This window comes from Paenibacillus terrae (assembly GCF_000943545.1).
Taxonomy (GTDB): domain Bacteria; phylum Bacillota; class Bacilli; order Paenibacillales; family Paenibacillaceae; genus Paenibacillus; species Paenibacillus terrae_A.
Genome location: NZ_JTHP01000023.1, coordinates 42,775 through 57,590, shown reverse-complemented (window position 1 = coordinate 57,590; position 14,816 = coordinate 42,775). Strand labels below are relative to the sequence as shown.

Sequence of the window (14,816 nt, the reverse complement as noted above, 5' to 3'; positions counted from 1 at the left end):
GGCGAGGGTATCCCCTACAGGTTGGAACATATCCTGTTGATCCCACTGCGCCCATCCTTCTTATGGCTGTCATTATCCGCGTGTTTCTGAGCGTGAGCTAAACCGGCAACAGAACAGTCTTGCGGCGCTCATCCTGAGTGAGCTACATATATGGCGGAGTACGCTTGTTGGGTTATAGTAAACGGTAAAATAAGCCACCTGTGTAGAGGTGGCTTAGGTGAAATCCTCACTCTTATATTGAGTGTTGCAGGAGCAATATACAAAAGTCTCAGGGCGAATGGGTGCTTCCAATCCACATTAAACTCATGCTGTTTAAGAACTCATAACAGGCTGCATCACTATAGCCTATCGAGCCCTACTATTTCAATTGCCTTCTTCACGTGCGACACTACATTGTCCACCGTAAAGCCATACTCCTGAATCAGTCGGTCACCCGGGGCCGACGCGCCAAAGCGGTCAATGCCCAGCATGGTGCCACGATCTCCCGTATAGCGTTCCCAGCCGAAGGAAGACGCCATTTCCAATGCAATTCGCGCCTTCACATCAGGAAGGATGACGGAATCCTGATAAGCCTGCTCCTGCTGTGTGAACAGCTCCCAGCTCGGCAGGCTGATGACGCGCACATGAATACCGTCTGCTGCCAGGGCAGCCTGAGCCCGTACCGCCAGTTGCACCTCGGAGCCTGTAGCCAGCAATTGTGCCACGGGACAGCCGTCCTGTGCTTCTGCCACTACATAGCCTCCGCGCCCGATACCTGTTCGGGCCTTCTCTAGATCAGGCACGGTCAAGGGTAGGTTTTGCCGGGTCAGCACCAGAGCGACGGGGCCTTCGTTGTGCTCCATGGCGTAAGCCCACGCTGCCGAGGTCTCATGGGCATCGGCAGGGCGAATGACCGTAAGCCCTGGAATAATCCGCAGGGAAGCCAGCTGCTCAATCGGTTCATGGGTCGGACCGTCCTCTCCGACGGCTATGCTGTCATGCGTCAGCACGTATACCACCGGCAGCTTCATTAATGCCGCAAGGCGAATCGCCGGACGCAGGTAATCCGTGAACACAAAGAATGTCCCGCCAAATACCTTCACCCCGCCATGCAAAGCCATTCCGTTCATGATGGCGCCCATGCCGAATTCCCTGATGCCGAAATAGATATTCCGGCCAGCATAATTACCGGGACGATACACTGATTCAGCATGCAGATGCGTCATGGTGGAGCTCTCCAGATCCGCCGAGCCTCCCAACAGCCACGGCACAACCGGGCTGAGCGCGTTCAGGGCCTTACCTGAGGCAACCCGGGTGGACAGGGGCATATCAGGCTCCGTATACTCCGGCAGGTGCTGGTCCCAGCCCTCCGGAAGCTGCCCTGATATGGCTTGTCTGAACTTCTGTGCCAGCTCCGGGAACTCTGCTTCATACAGGGCGAAGCTGCCGTCCCATTCCTGATTTGCGGCCACTCCGCGCCGCTTCACCTCCGCGAAGAATTGACGAACCTCCGCAGGAACGTGGAAATCCTCCTCATTGTGCCAGCCATAGGCTTGCTTGGTCAAGCACGTTTCTTCCTGCCCAAGCGGCGAGCCATGAGGTCCGCCGTGGCCTCCCTTTCCTTGCTTGTTGGGACTGCCGTAGCCGATCACGGTCTTGACCTCAATCAATGTCGGACGAACATCTCGCTTTCCCTCTTCAATCGCTGCGGCAATGGCAGACAGCTGATTCCCGTCCTCCACCAGCAGGGTATGCCAGCCGAAGGCCGCAAAGCGCTGCCGGACATTCTCCGAGAAGCTGAGACTCAGTTCCCCATCCAGGGAGATATCATTGGAATCGTACAGCACGATCAGCTTGCCCAGTTGCACATGTCCGGCCCATGAAGACGCTTCGGAAGAGACTCCTTCCATGAGGTCACCGTCACCACAAATAGCAAATGTGTAATGATCCAGCAGATTGTAGCCAGGTTTGTTATATATAGTCGCCATATGCGCTTCCGCAGCCGCCATACCCACCGCCATTGCTATACCTTGGCCTAGCGGGCCTGTGGTGGCATCCACTCCGGGAGTATGTCCGTACTCGGGATGTCCCGGCGTTTTACTGCCCCATTGCCGGAAGGACTGTATATCCTCCATGGATAGATCGTAGCCGCATAGATGCAGCAGAGCGTACAGCAGCATGGACCCGTGTCCCGCCGACAATACAAACCGGTCGCGGTTGATCCATGAAGGGTTATCCGGGTTGTGGGTCATTGTCTTGGCAAAAAGCTGGTAGCCCATCGGTGCGCTGCCCATCGGCATGCCGGGATGTCCGGAGTTGGCCTTCTCGATAGCATCAATAGCCAGGGTACGAATCGTGTCTATAGACAGCTGGTCTATCTCCATCGAATTCAACATTGTATCTCTCCTTTACACAGAACGCGAACTCTACAATACGTTGTTAGTAGACTTCATGTAATGCTTTCACTGTTTATGAAGCGACCCCATCAGGCAAAGGCAGATAATTCGTTCATAATTTTGGCTGTACTTTCCTCCAGATTGAAGCCTTCAACATACACATTCAGCGAGCGCTTGATGCGGTTGATGACGAACCGTTCCCCGTCAATATGACCTTTCTTGAGGTTGTCGATCAGCAAGCCAATCTCCTGTTTGACGGATTCATTATTAAAGGTATAATGACCTGCAATATCGAGAATTTGCCGTGTAAGCTGCTCATTGCTGATAATTTCCTCATTGCTTAAATCACCTTCATTATTCGTCATCCATTTCTGCCACCTGCGGCATTGGATGGCCTCTTGCGCCAGCACCTGGCCTATATTCGATTTGGCGGAGATGACACCATCTGATAGGAGCTGCTCTTCTACCTTGGCCAGTTCCAGATAGGCCCGTGTCTCCTCCGTCCCGAATTGCGGTGCCACATTGGTAGCCGTGATTCCGGTAGCCTGATGCAGCAGCAAGATATCGTCGGCAATATAGTCACCATTATGCTCCTTCAAGCCCACACCCAGCTCTTTGGCCGCGTCAGCCAGCTTCAGTGCAATGCTGGAGTTGAAGGTGCCTACATTTTCGGTCTTTTTGACGAGTGTGCCTGTTTGACCGACGATGAAGATTGGTTTGGGCAATCCTTTTTCCTTGAGTATCTGATTCAGTTGTTTGATAAAAGCCGTGTAGCTATCTGTTGAGGTTAGCCCGCCGTTCGTTTCTTCAGTACCCACCTCATATCCAATTTCCGGTAATCCGCGCTTCAGGCGTTCTTCCTCGCAGTACGCTATCAATTCGACTGTTCTGGTTAGGACAAAGTCCATCGGTACGACCTTGCCCATCACATAAGGGTCCTTGGTAGGGTCAATGTGGAGCAGATCGAAGCCGCTGACGATATCCTCCAGATAGGATTGCTTGCCAAGCTTCATGGCCTCCTCTACCCCCAGATGATCGTTGCGCTCATTATCCCGCTGCCACGGCCCGCCGTGATCGCGGCAGATATAATAGAGACCGTCGAAGCCTACTTCTTCCGCCACCTCCGAGATCGCAGCGACGAAGGACTTCTGATCCCAGTTGCACACATAGCCTCCGCCAAGCTCGCGGGCATCAACCTGATTGCGGCTGGCAATGAACATGAGAGGGAAGCTCTTTTCCTTGCCCAATTCCAGACTGGCCTTGATCAGGTTGTAGGACATCGGTCCAATCCCGAGTAATGTTATCGGCTCCCCTTTTTCACGCAAATTCAGAACGGTGGTGACCACTTGGTTAATGCTGGGTTTTGTCATCTTAATCTCTCCTCTGTGAATGAATGTGAGTTAGTTTACACATGATTCAAGTGTTCGGTTGAAGCACGGTAGACGTACGTAATGATTTCCCTGGATATAGGACAGTTCCAGTACAGGAATACTTGGCACGACAGTCTCCATAGGAGATAGAGGTGACTCAGTTAAATCAAGGAGTGGATTCGGTATCTGACGGAATATTCTTCTTCAGCAGGTTAACCATTAACGCCGTTACCAGAGTTCCGACTATAATGGCTACTACATACCACAGGCGTTCTCCAACAACCGGCAGTACAATGGGGCCACCGTGCGGAGCATGATCCGTTACCTTCGCCAGTGCACCGATTACGGCTCCGGTGGCAGACCCCAGCATGATGGAAGGAAGCACCCGAACAGGATCACCTGCCGCAAATGGTATGGCTCCTTCTGTGATGCCGATCATCCCCATGGCGAGTGCGGCTTTGCCTGATTCCCGTTCCTGCTCCGAATATTTACGCTTGTTCAGGAGTGTAGCCAGACCCATACCCAGTGGCGGTGTACAGATGGCTATGGCAATTATGCCCATTACAGTATAGACTCCCTCAGCCATCAGACCGAAAGCGAACATGCAGGCCACTTTGTTGATGGGTCCCCCCATATCAAAGGCAATCATACATCCGAGGATAATAGCCAGCAGTACCAGGCTGGAATCGGTCATGCCTGTCAAGGTGTCGGTAAGACCTGTCATCATCCAGGAAATGGGGCTGGCCAGCAGATAAATGTAGCCCAGACCAATAATCATGGAGCTGAGGATCGGAATGACGAAAATCGGCATGACTGGTCTCAGCATCGTCGGAACCTTCCAGGTCTTAATCCATTTCACCAGGAATCCGGCGGCCAAACCAAGAATAAGTGCTCCAAGGAAACCCGCCTTGACCCCGCTGCCTTCCAGCGGCGTATTAGCCAGGTACCCTCCAATCATGCCTGGTATTAGAGCTGGCTTGCCCGCGATCGAATAGGCAATGAAGCCCGCCAGAATCGGAATCATCATGGTAAAGCCCGCGACGCCGATGAAGTTGATATTTTTCATGAACTCGTTCGTAATGACCATACCTTTGTCGCTGGCCGTACCAGTAGCAAGTGACAGGGCAATGAATATGCCCCCGACGACAACTGCCGGAATCATGTAGGATACACCTGTCATCAAGTGATCCTTAAGCGCCTTAATTTTATCCTTCATCTGAATGCCCCCTTGTTGGACATAATATGGTGTATTTTCACTGCTGCTTGGCCAGTTGTTCCGCGTCAGAAATGACCTGGGCTGACTTGGAGATAGCGTCCTTGATCTCTACCTTCAGCACCGGCTTGCCTTCAAACCGCTCCAGCTTATCCACGGCACAGCCGACAGCCAGAATCACTACATCCGCTGCAGCGATGTCCTTCTTGCTCAATTCACTCTCAATGCCCATCGCGCCCTGTGTTTCAATCGAGATACTGTGTCCCAACTCCTTGGCCTTTTTCAGCAATGCAGACTGGGCCATGTACGTGTGGGCAATTCCGGTTGGACATGCTGTGATACCGACAATATTCATGGTGTTAGCCTCCTTGATCTGACTGATTTGATTTCTTGATTGATCTGATGCTGATTTACTCGTGAATTTGTCCCAGTAGGCCGTACACCTCGTTGACCGAATCCGACTGAAACAGCCTTTCCCGGAATTCTTCCTCCATAATGTTCCTGCTTAGATTAGCCAGAATCTTCAAATGAATATTGCCTGGATATTTTGGGGGTACCCCCAAGAGAAAAATGGTATTCACTGTAGCATCCTCTTCTTCATGGTTCCATACGATGGAATGCTTCAATTTGCCGTATACCACAAAAGGCTCCTTCACCGCTGAACTTTTCCCATGGGGAATTGCCACGGAATAACCTACGGAGGTAGGATATTCATCCTCCCTTAGTGAAACCGCTTGCAAATAGTTTTCCAAGGAATACAGCCTGCCCAGATCAAAAGCTCGTTGTCCCAGTTCCTGAATAGCCTCCTCCTTGTTCTCTGCCTCCACGTCCAGCAAAATCAATTGTTTGTCTATAACCATGTCTATTCCCCCTTTCCGGCAAGAAGCTCGTAGAGTCTTTGGTGATCCTGACAGATGCGCAGTCTGTTCATGTTGTAGTCGGAGTCCAGCAGATTGTACAGATCGTTCAGAATTTCCTTGGCCGAAAGTTCATCATCGAGCTTGAGTGCGATCAAGAATACGATATATACCTGCTCTCCTCCCCAATCCACTCCTTCGGGAATGGACATTACCGCGATCTTGGATTGGAGAACATGGTCCACCTCTCCATGCGGAATCGCTACTCCATTGCCGAGTGACGTAGGTGTAAGGGCCTCGCGTCTAAAGACGGTTGCTTCAAACTCACTGTTAATAAAACCCATTTCATGCATCCTATTAGTCAGGTTTGCGACCGCCTCTTCCCGGCTGCTCACCTTCGCTCCAGCCACACACAGCTCGGGAAGCAATACCCGAGACAAATATACGGGATTGTAGGTTTGCTTTTCTCGTTCGTACACATAATCCAGATAAAAGTAATTGATATTCTGAATATCTTTTTTGCTGACCAGCGGCGATATCGTAACTACGGGTGTGTCATCATGCAGTTCAATCGGAACGGTGGAGATCACAAAATCTATTCCTGCCAGGTCTGTTTGCTCGAATCGGCTTAATGGTAAAATGTCGGCAATCTGGATTTGGGGAACAAAGCGCTGGATTCTATTGGCAATTAGCTGCGACGTGCCGATCCCCCCGGAACACACAATGATGGTCTTCTTGATGCTAGCATTTCTCTCCATCGCCGCCTGAAAATGGATGGTGAGATATCCAATCTCATCCTCGTTCATGCGAATGCCGTAATTATGCTCGATGGAGGAGCTGATCAGACAGGTAGCAGCAAACATTGCCCCATACTGCTGCTTAATCTCGTCAAGGTGCGGATTCTTCACCCCGGAGGAATGCCGCAGCCGATGGATCATCGGCTTGATGTGCATCAAAAGCCCTTGATACAGTACTGTTTCTTCGCTGAAATCCACTTTCATCATTTCCGAAAATAGCCGAATCATATCCTTTACCAAAATCTTCATGTCCTCATCTACACTCTCAAGCCAGGCATCCTTGGAACTCACTAGCGGATTATCCATACCGGACGACATGAGATAGAAGTTAATGCACATCTTCTCTTTATCATTAATATCCACTTGAAAATGAAGGGCGATCTGGTCAGCTAGGGATTCCGCTACATTTGAAGCGTTTACAATAGTGGTATCGTCAAGCTCTATCTGTCGATTCAGCCTGAGTCTGTTCACAAGAATCAACAATTGAATCAACAGGTTCATATACGAATAGTCGTTAAAGCGGTATGACAGCATCTGCTCCGCATTGTTAACAATCCCTTCAATGTTCATCACCTCGTTGTCACCAAACAATCCGGCAAGCTTATTACGGGTTGCGGTGTTCAGGCGCCCACCTTTTGTGAGATTGTAAGGCTCTCCTGGGCCATCGGCCATTAGCATGACGACTGCGGCATACAGCGCTTTGCGGATATCCTCCTCCTTACCAGCGAGTTGCGTACCAATTCTGTTCTTGACGAGCGTCAGGTTATAATTGCTTCCCCAACGCTCTATCCATTCCAGATCGGCCACGATAGAAGTACGGCTTACATAATAGGCTTCCGACAATTTCTGAACGGAGGTTGTCTTCCCGGTACTTAGCATCTGCATGGCCATCTGGCATCTTCTGACCCCGGTGGACAACGGGTCATCCCCCTCACTGCCAGAGGCGGCCATATTCAACAATCGCAGCCTGGCTGATGCCGTAGCATGAAGCTGTATCCCAATGCCCGGCTGCTTATTCAGAGTGGCTTCCTTCCCGTCCAGTACATTTTTCAATTCATTCAAATCGTTATGGACTGTACGTTCAGAAACCTGCAGGGCTCGGGCAAATAATGATATCGGTCTGTACTCTGTTTCACTGATCAACATTTGCAGCAGCTTCTTCTGGCGAGAAGACAGATCGTTCATGTTCATTCTCCTTTTAGGCGAACTTCTGATAGCCTGAGCCTTATGCATCTCCTCTGTATGACTTGATTATAGATTTGCGACCATGATTCCTGAATACCAAAGCATTGCAACAAGTTCTTGAAAAAAGATAACTCTGCTTCGCTGCATTCAGCCCAGCTAATCCAGTTTCACAGCCATAGGCTTGCGGTTGGCGTACGTAAATACGTAATGGAAGCCGCATTGTTTAGCCAGCGCATAAGCCTCCTTCAGATCGGCACCTGTGTCCTCCACCTTATGCGAGTCAGTGCCAATCGTCAGCAGTTCTCCCCCCAACTGCTTGTACAAGCGCAGTACCTCCGGCGAGGGAAAAGGACTACCCACTCCGCCCCGTATGCCCGAGGTATTGATCTCAATCCCGATGCCGCGGGATATGGCGGTCTTCAGCACCGTCTCCAGCAGCTCGGCATAGGCGGCAAAGGAATAATGTCCCACACTGCCGTGTGCATAACGCTTCAGCAGATCCAGGTGGGCAATGATATCGATGTCCGCATGCCGCACCAGATTCAGCACCTCTAGAAAGTAAGCTTCATACACGTCTACTCCAGTATGCTCATTCTCTTTTAGGAACGTCCGCAGCGTCTTCTCGTTCATGTTATGCACTGAGCCCAGAATCATATCCAGTGGCAAATCCCGCAGCTCATCAGCATATTCGTCCATCATCAGGTGAGGCTCACACAGCTCAATTCCGACCCGGATGGTCAATTGGGACGAGCAGGCCTCACGACAGGCTGTAATATTGTCAAAATAATCAGCAAAGCTCATATGTCCGTATGTCGGCAGCTTCGGATTCACCGCAAAATGCTCCGTAAAGCAGATTTCCGTCATACCCTGCTGCATGGCTGAGCGGCATACGTCAAACATATCCGCCTGCGAATCGAACGAATGGCGGGTATGTACGTGGTAGTCAGACAGGAAAAAGATTGTCATTTTAGTCACTCCACTCTGTTTTTGTCACAAGGATATAAATATTCACTAAAATCGTCAACTTACAATATATGGAACTATTATTCTTCTGTGATCATGTCACCCCGGGGCAGAGGGCAATCACATGGAGCAGACAAGAATTGAAAAAGGTACTCGTCGTCGAAAAGATCATTGCAGGACACATAACCAACTAGGAAGGAGCCATCGCGCTGGGGATTTCCGTTCGGAAAATCATCCAGCTGGAGCACAAGTATCATTCAGAAGGGAGCACAGGGCCTGGCCCACAAAAATCGAGAAAAAAAACCTATACATGCCTTGAGTGAGGATCTCAAGGATCGGGCCGGGGATCTCTAAAAGTCGAAGTATCACGGCAGTAATTGCTGCCATTTTGCCGAGTTGCTTGGGGAACATGAAGGCATCCAGCTTAAAAAGAAAAAGCAGCTCTGCGCAGCCACGCAAACCCGCATACTCGCATCCGTGGAAAGCCACGTATGCCCAAAAACAGCTTAAGCGTAACACAAAACAGAGCGTCTTCCAAGACGCAATGGATTCGTAACATGACTATTATTTCGAGGCCTCCTGGTAAGGCGGCCTTTATTCTAACAAGTGACATTTTCACAGACGATTGACAGAGGATGTTTATGTAAGTCTCACTCCTCACATTCATCATCTGGTGGTGAGAATGGATGTACATATATTTACACAACTCAAAAAACGCTGTAATATAATACCCATCTAGACGGTATCGTACAGAAAAAAAGAAGAGAGGGGGAAGGAACGATGCCCAAAATCATTGTCACAGAAGAGCAATGGATCCAAGAAGGAATTGAACGGTTCGAACAGGGTGGAATCAAGCAGCTTGTTATCGAAAAAATGGCTGTTTCTTTAGGATGCAGCAAGAGCAGTTTTTATTGGTATTTTGACAATCGCAGCAGCTATATTAGACAGATTGTTGAGACGTGGAAGGAACAGACAACACAACAGGTTATTGCAGCGTCCATCATCCATGCTACCGCAGATGAGCGGATCAGAGACTTGCTGACGCAGATGTTCGGTACGACGAAACGGGGAGACTTCCTGTTTTATCTACGGAAACTGTCTTTGAGGGATGACACGTATCGCTCCATTCTGGATGAAGTGGAACAGATGAGAACGGAGTTTATGAAGCAGTTATTAATACAAAAGGGTATGCAGCCAGAGAAAGCCTTCCAGAGATCATGGATGTTGTACCATTATTACTTAGGGTGGTATGAGCGGCACAAACAAGAGACGTTAAGTGATGAAGCCATTCAGCAACATATTCACATGATTTGGACGGAGTGGATTTCAATTTAAGGAGGATGTCACATGTTGGAGTTACTTACATGGGCAGTTGGCGGAATTCTTTTGGTACTGAGCGGCATGCATGTATATTGGGTATTCGGTGGAAAAATCGGCATTAAGGCAGCGATTCCAAGCACAGGAACGGATAGGCTCTTTGAGCCCTCCAAAATAGGTACAGCGATTGTAGCCATTTTACTAGCTTTAGCCGCTTGGTTCGTCTTGGAACTAGGGGGAGTTACACAATTCCTGCTTTTCAACTCCTTCTATTCCTACGGAGCAGGCTTGTTGTCGTGTTTATTTATTTTACGTTCTATAGGTGATTTCAAATGGGTAGGGTTCTTCAAGAGAAAGAAAGGAACCGTTTTTGCAAAATGGGACCGTGTGCTCTATTCCCCCCTTTGTTTCCTTTTGGGATCATCCATTTTAATCATTATGTTCTTGCGTACGGAGTAAACACGGTCTGTAGTCATATTGAAGCTGTCTCTACACTCGCAGAAGCTTATATGTCGTTATCTCGGACAGGGGTTCGACTCCCCTCGCCTCCATTTTGCTAAATCCACAATCGAGTGAGATTGTGGATTTTTCATTTCCTGAATTACCTTCACACAATAGGGAAGATGTGATGGGTATGAGCTGCACATTGAAAACGAGCAATACTACTCTACCAGCTTTTCAGACTTCAGCACCATGTCTCGTAACACGTGAGCGACTCGACTTTTTCGACCCTCTGCATTCTTTTTTATCCATCGTAATGATTTTTTATACGCATGGGTATGGTTTGGTTGAACGAACTGCTTGGCTGCCATTCGCAGTGTTCTCCTCAACAACAGCGCTGACGAACGTGTTTGCTTGGATCGGCTTCCCCTGCGCAGTACCCGCAACGTATTTTTGTAAGTCTCCAAATCCAGGGATGGATGTACAAGGGCGAATAAATTTAACGAGGAGTCATTGAATCCGTAGGTTTCAAACATAATTTTTAGATTTTCCATATTTAAAACGTTTCCTCTGAGGTGGGTTGGATGCTCCTGGTGATATCCGACTACCTCTTTGATGCAATAAAAAGGGATTTTCAATCGATGCAGCCTGTAGCCAAGGTCCCAGTCTTCGAGTCCATAGAGTACAAACCGTTCATTGAAACCTCCAATACGAGCCAAATGGCTGCGTCTGATGGATACACAACGTGTAACTAATAACGTCCAAGGAGCTACATCCGTTTTGGCAAATTGCTTTTTGACATTTGGGGGAACTCTGGAAGGGATCATAACCTTGGACAATGCATCCGTTTGATGAAGGATATCTTCTGGCGTTATTAACGGAATAATTTCATTCGCTGCTTCAAAGTCCGCACTCCATAGGTTGGATTGTGTAAGTGTATTACGAAAATGTTCTTTTTCCGCAGGGGAAAAGTCAGGGTAATAGTGGGTATAAGCATCATCCCACGAGTGAGGGAAGCCTGAAAGCACGGCTTTGGGGTATTTGCGGTGATAACGGCTCACGATTCTAATAAAATCAGGTAACACCAAAAAATCAGCATCACAGAAGATGATGTATAGCCCTTTGGCACGGCGCAGTCCCAAATTTCGAACGGCAGATCGACCGCGTTGTTCTGGATGGGACACATAGATAAGAGGATAGGATGCTTTGAAGCCTTCGACCATTTCTTTCGTTCCATCTGTAGAACCGTCATCAGCTACAATCACTTCGAATAGATGCTTCGAATAGGTTTGTGTTTCAAATGAAGCGAGCGTGAGCAACAGCTGCTGGGCTCGATTATAGGTTGGAATGACGACGCTGTAGCGGATAGCCAATGTGATCTCCTCCCCATTTTTTAGAAAACCTTTAACTAAGATGAATGATAACAATATATTCAATGACTTTAGCCTGGTATAGTCAAACACCCTCTAAAGATTGAAACAGGCTTGATTTTATTGGAGATGTATTTTGGAGCCGATGGGGGGCGGCCAATGATTCCGCTGTATACCTTTATTCACCAGGGTCTATACTAATCTTTTGCAGCAGGGCGATAAGCAGGTCTTCTTCCTCATCAGATAAATTGTGTACAAGATCAGCATTGAACTCATCCAAGATTCCTTGCAAGACAGGATAAAATTCTAATGCCTTGGCCGTTGGGAACAAAAGATGGGAGCGTCGATCATTCGGGTCCGTTTCTCGCTCAATGTAACCCGATTCCTCCAATTGTTTCACAGAACGCGCAGTGGTTGCTTTGTCAAATTTGAGTTCATTTGTCAACTGTTCCTGTGTAATGCCTGGACGCCGCAAAATAAGCTTTAAAAAGCTGTGTTGGCCCCCGCTTCCGATCCCATAAGGAGCCAGTTTTTTGGACAGTATTTTTTGATTTCGCCGGTACAGGTGGGAAATCAGCTTTCCAATCGGTTTTTTTCTCATTAAATACACCTCAGTGGCTTAAAAATGGCAAATCTTCAGGTGGGACCAAGGCAAATTTTACAACATTATTGTTGCGTACGCAACTAATTTGCTGTACACTAGAACCGTCATTTAGTTGCGCATGCAACTAAATAGTAATGGTCAACGATGAAGAGGTGCTAATCATGAGTTCAACCGCTACAGCTGCCGCAACGTATCAGGAAAATAGTGAAATCCAGAAGAAACGTTGGATGATTTTGATTGTATTGAATCTGTTTACGTTTATGTCTACGTTGGATGGAAGCATCGTCAATATTGCTCTACCCGTGTTGTCCCGCACGCTAAATTTACCCGTAGCACAGATTGAATGGGTCACAACAGCCTATTTGATGGCTATATGTACAGCCATTTTATTTTTTGGCAAGCTTGGAGATATTGTCGGCAAAATTAAAATATTCAAGATCGGCACGATCGTGTTCATCCTTGGCTCACTGCTGTGCGGTCTCAGCCATTCGTTGCCCATGCTGCTGATCTCCCGAATCATTCAGGCGCTCGGAGCATCCATGACCATGGCCAACAGCCAGGGAATCGTCACGGATATCTTCCCTTCCACTGAACGAGGCAAGGCACTCGGCCTAATCGGAACCTTCGTTTCCCTCGGCAGTATCGCGGGCCCCAGCTTGGGTGGTATTATCGTCTCTTCGCTAGGCTGGCAATATATCTTCTGGGTCAATGTACCGATTGGTCTGGTGGCCGTTTTTCTCGGCTGGAAGCTGCTGCCAAAGGATCTGATCAAGGTGAAAGACAAGATCGACGTTCCCGGCAGTCTGGTGTTTGCTGTTTTTATCCTCACTTTGTTCGCCGGATTACTGCTGGGACAACAGGTCGGATATGGAGACAGCCGCATCATTGCTTTGCTGGTGATTGCTGTGATTGCTTTTGCGGTATTCCTTCGGGTGGAAATTCGCCGTCCACAGCCATTGTTGCAGCTCACTTTATTCAAGAATCCGTTGTTCTCGCTCAGTATTCTGTGCGCTTTTCTCGTATTCGCCGCTAACTTCTGCTTTAATATCATTTCGCCTTTCTATGCGCAGAATATGCTGAACCTGTCGCCTTTTTATGCAGGGTTCCTGTTGATGCTGTTTCCAATCTCCATGGTTATCGTTGCCCCTCTCAGCGGTGCGCTTTCAGATAAAATCGGGTCTGAACTGCTCACCTTTGCCGGACTGGTAGTCATGGTAGTCGCCCAGATTGGCTTGGCTCGTCTCCATGCAGGCAGTCCCGTTCCGTTCGTGGGTCTTTGGATCGCTATGCTGGGTATCGGCAGTGGTTTATTCCAATCGCCGAACAATTCGCTAATCATGTCCAAGGTGCCCCGCACGCAGCTCGGCTCAGCCGGGAGTGTCAATTCACTGGTCCGCAACGTCGGCATGGTGGTGGGGATTACCTTGGCCACGTCGATCCTGTTTTATATCATGAGCAAAGAGGCTGGTTATCGAGTCACCGGGTTGGTTCCGGGTCACCCGGAAATTTTTCTATCAGGAATGCATGTGGTCTTTATGACTTCCGCGTCCATTTGTCTGGTGGCGGCACTGCTGACAGGCTGGCGGCTGATCGGGTCCAGACGGGCAAAGGTACAGGAGGAAAAGCAATAAAGGAGTCGAGAGGAACGAAAACGCGCATAGACAGAATAGTTATTGTGGAATTAAGATGATGAGTATTCCGTACGAAGTACGAACATGGAATAACAAGCAACATTTACAATTTGAAAATGTGATATAAGGTGGCGCTTAGATGAAGTATTGCTATGAATGTGGAACAAAACTAATGGTGAAAGAGTGTGAAGGCGAAGGCCCTATTCCTTATTGCAATACATGTCAGGTCTTTCGGTTCCCGATATTCAGCACTGCAATTAGCACCGCTGTAATCAATCGGCAGAGAGATAAAGTGTTGCTCATACAACAGTACAATATCAAGGATTTTATTTTGCTGGCTGGTTATGTGAACAAGGGCGAATCCGCCGAGCAGACATTGGTGCGTGAGGTTATGGAAGAAGTGGGATTGCAAGTGGATGAGTATAAATATATGCGCAGCGAGTATTTTGAACGAACCCATACGCTGATGCTGAATTTTGTATCCATTGTGAACGATGACAAGCTGGATGCTCTCAGTGCAGAGGTAGACCAAGCACGTTGGTTTACGCTGGAGGAAGCCAAACAGGCTGTTTTGAAAAACAGCTTGGCTGAATCCTTCCTGCTGACCATTATTCAAAAGATCGAAGCAGGAATCATTTGAATGGATGCAAACCGAGCGGAACTGTGATCCGCAAGAGGGTCACTCCTTTCAGG

General features: G+C 48.6%; 13 protein-coding genes and 1 pseudogene. 5 read left to right on the top strand and 9 right to left on the bottom strand.

Annotated elements, in window-relative coordinates:
- Positions 1 to 338: 338 nt before the first annotated feature.
- The 7 genes from tkt to QD47_RS13110 all read right to left on the bottom strand — a co-directional run bounded on the left by tkt (position 339) and on the right by QD47_RS13110 (position 8,763).
- Entirely contained in the window at positions 339 to 2,375 is a 2,037-nt protein-coding gene (gene tkt / locus QD47_RS13140) for a transketolase (RefSeq protein WP_044646558.1), read from the bottom strand.
- An 89-nt stretch (positions 2,376 to 2,464) separates the two neighbouring features.
- Entirely contained in the window at positions 2,465 to 3,745 is a 1,281-nt protein-coding gene (locus tag QD47_RS13135) for a class II D-tagatose-bisphosphate aldolase non-catalytic subunit (protein WP_044646557.1), read from the bottom strand.
- A gap of 166 nt (positions 3,746 to 3,911) precedes the next feature.
- A complete protein-coding gene (locus QD47_RS13130; protein ID WP_044646556.1) occupies positions 3,912 to 4,961 on the bottom strand; it encodes a PTS fructose transporter subunit IIC in 1,050 nt (349 codons plus the stop codon).
- 37 nt (positions 4,962 to 4,998) lie between these two features.
- Positions 4,999 to 5,313 carry a PTS fructose transporter subunit IIB gene (locus QD47_RS13125; RefSeq protein ID WP_044646555.1) on the bottom strand — a complete coding sequence of 105 codons (315 nt, stop codon included), beginning with the start codon at positions 5,311 to 5,313 and terminating at the stop codon, positions 4,999 to 5,001.
- A 55-nt stretch (positions 5,314 to 5,368) separates the two neighbouring features.
- A complete protein-coding gene (locus QD47_RS13120; protein WP_044646554.1) occupies positions 5,369 to 5,818 on the bottom strand; it encodes a PTS sugar transporter subunit IIA in 450 nt (149 codons plus the stop codon).
- Positions 5,819 to 5,820: 2 nt separating this feature from the next.
- Complete coding sequence (locus QD47_RS13115) at positions 5,821 to 7,797, bottom strand: BglG family transcription antiterminator (RefSeq protein ID WP_044646553.1); 1,977 nt, start codon at positions 7,795 to 7,797, stop codon at positions 5,821 to 5,823.
- A gap of 156 nt (positions 7,798 to 7,953) precedes the next feature.
- A complete protein-coding gene (locus tag QD47_RS13110) occupies positions 7,954 to 8,763 on the bottom strand; it encodes a histidinol-phosphatase HisJ family protein (RefSeq protein ID WP_044646552.1) in 810 nt (269 codons plus the stop codon).
- 68 nt (positions 8,764 to 8,831) lie between these two features.
- On the opposite strand from QD47_RS13110, the pseudogene QD47_RS34385 reads away from it, so the two are divergent.
- From QD47_RS34385 to QD47_RS13095, 3 genes and pseudogenes are all read left to right on the top strand, one after another.
- A pseudogene (locus QD47_RS34385) lies at positions 8,832 to 9,186 on the top strand (hypothetical protein); the annotation flags it as partial.
- A gap of 354 nt (positions 9,187 to 9,540) precedes the next feature.
- A complete protein-coding gene (locus QD47_RS13100; protein ID WP_044646550.1) occupies positions 9,541 to 10,095 on the top strand; it encodes a TetR/AcrR family transcriptional regulator in 555 nt (184 codons plus the stop codon).
- A 12-nt stretch (positions 10,096 to 10,107) separates the two neighbouring features.
- Positions 10,108 to 10,536: a DUF3995 domain-containing protein gene (locus QD47_RS13095; protein WP_044646549.1), complete on the top strand. Its 429-nt coding sequence runs from the start codon at positions 10,108 to 10,110 to the stop codon at positions 10,534 to 10,536.
- Positions 10,537 to 10,739: 203 nt separating this feature from the next.
- On the opposite strand, the gene QD47_RS13090 is transcribed toward QD47_RS13095, so the two are convergent.
- Both QD47_RS13090 and QD47_RS13085 read right to left on the bottom strand, forming a co-directional pair.
- Complete coding sequence (locus QD47_RS13090) at positions 10,740 to 11,891, bottom strand: glycosyltransferase (RefSeq protein ID WP_044646548.1); 1,152 nt, start codon at positions 11,889 to 11,891, stop codon at positions 10,740 to 10,742.
- 175 nt (positions 11,892 to 12,066) lie between these two features.
- Positions 12,067 to 12,489: a MarR family winged helix-turn-helix transcriptional regulator gene (locus QD47_RS13085; RefSeq protein ID WP_044646547.1), complete on the bottom strand. Its 423-nt coding sequence runs from the start codon at positions 12,487 to 12,489 to the stop codon at positions 12,067 to 12,069.
- A gap of 164 nt (positions 12,490 to 12,653) precedes the next feature.
- On the opposite strand from QD47_RS13085, the gene QD47_RS13080 reads away from it, so the two are divergent.
- A complete protein-coding gene (locus tag QD47_RS13080) occupies positions 12,654 to 14,123 on the top strand; it encodes an MFS transporter (RefSeq protein WP_044646546.1) in 1,470 nt (489 codons plus the stop codon).
- Positions 14,124 to 14,262: 139 nt separating this feature from the next.
- Positions 14,263 to 14,763, top strand: coding sequence for an NAD(+) diphosphatase (locus tag QD47_RS13075; RefSeq protein WP_044646545.1), 501 nt, complete (start codon positions 14,263 to 14,265; stop codon positions 14,761 to 14,763).
- The last annotated feature ends 53 nt before the right edge of the window (positions 14,764 to 14,816 follow it).

Bases quoted from the DNA above. Each gene is read 5' to 3' on its own strand.
- tkt (WP_044646558.1), bottom strand. From the start codon at position 2,375: ATGTTGAATTCGATGGAGATAGACCAGCTGTCTATAGACACGATTCGT.
- QD47_RS13135 (WP_044646557.1), bottom strand. From the start codon at position 3,745: ATGACAAAACCCAGCATTAACCAAGTGGTCACCACCGTTCTGAATTTG.
- QD47_RS13130 (WP_044646556.1), bottom strand. From the start codon at position 4,961: ATGAAGGATAAAATTAAGGCGCTTAAGGATCACTTGATGACAGGTGTA.
- QD47_RS13125 (WP_044646555.1), bottom strand. From the start codon at position 5,313: ATGAATATTGTCGGTATCACAGCATGTCCAACCGGAATTGCCCACACG.
- QD47_RS13120 (WP_044646554.1), bottom strand. From the start codon at position 5,818: ATGGTTATAGACAAACAATTGATTTTGCTGGACGTGGAGGCAGAGAAC.
- QD47_RS13115 (WP_044646553.1), bottom strand. From the start codon at position 7,797: ATGAACGATCTGTCTTCTCGCCAGAAGAAGCTGCTGCAAATGTTGATC.
- QD47_RS13110 (WP_044646552.1), bottom strand. From the start codon at position 8,763: ATGACAATCTTTTTCCTGTCTGACTACCACGTACATACCCGCCATTCG.
- QD47_RS13100 (WP_044646550.1), top strand. From the start codon at position 9,541: ATGCCCAAAATCATTGTCACAGAAGAGCAATGGATCCAAGAAGGAATT.
- QD47_RS13095 (WP_044646549.1), top strand. From the start codon at position 10,108: ATGTTGGAGTTACTTACATGGGCAGTTGGCGGAATTCTTTTGGTACTG.
- QD47_RS13085 (WP_044646547.1), bottom strand. From the start codon at position 12,489: ATGAGAAAAAAACCGATTGGAAAGCTGATTTCCCACCTGTACCGGCGA.
- QD47_RS13080 (WP_044646546.1), top strand. From the start codon at position 12,654: ATGAGTTCAACCGCTACAGCTGCCGCAACGTATCAGGAAAATAGTGAA.
- QD47_RS13075 (WP_044646545.1), top strand. From the start codon at position 14,263: ATGAAGTATTGCTATGAATGTGGAACAAAACTAATGGTGAAAGAGTGT.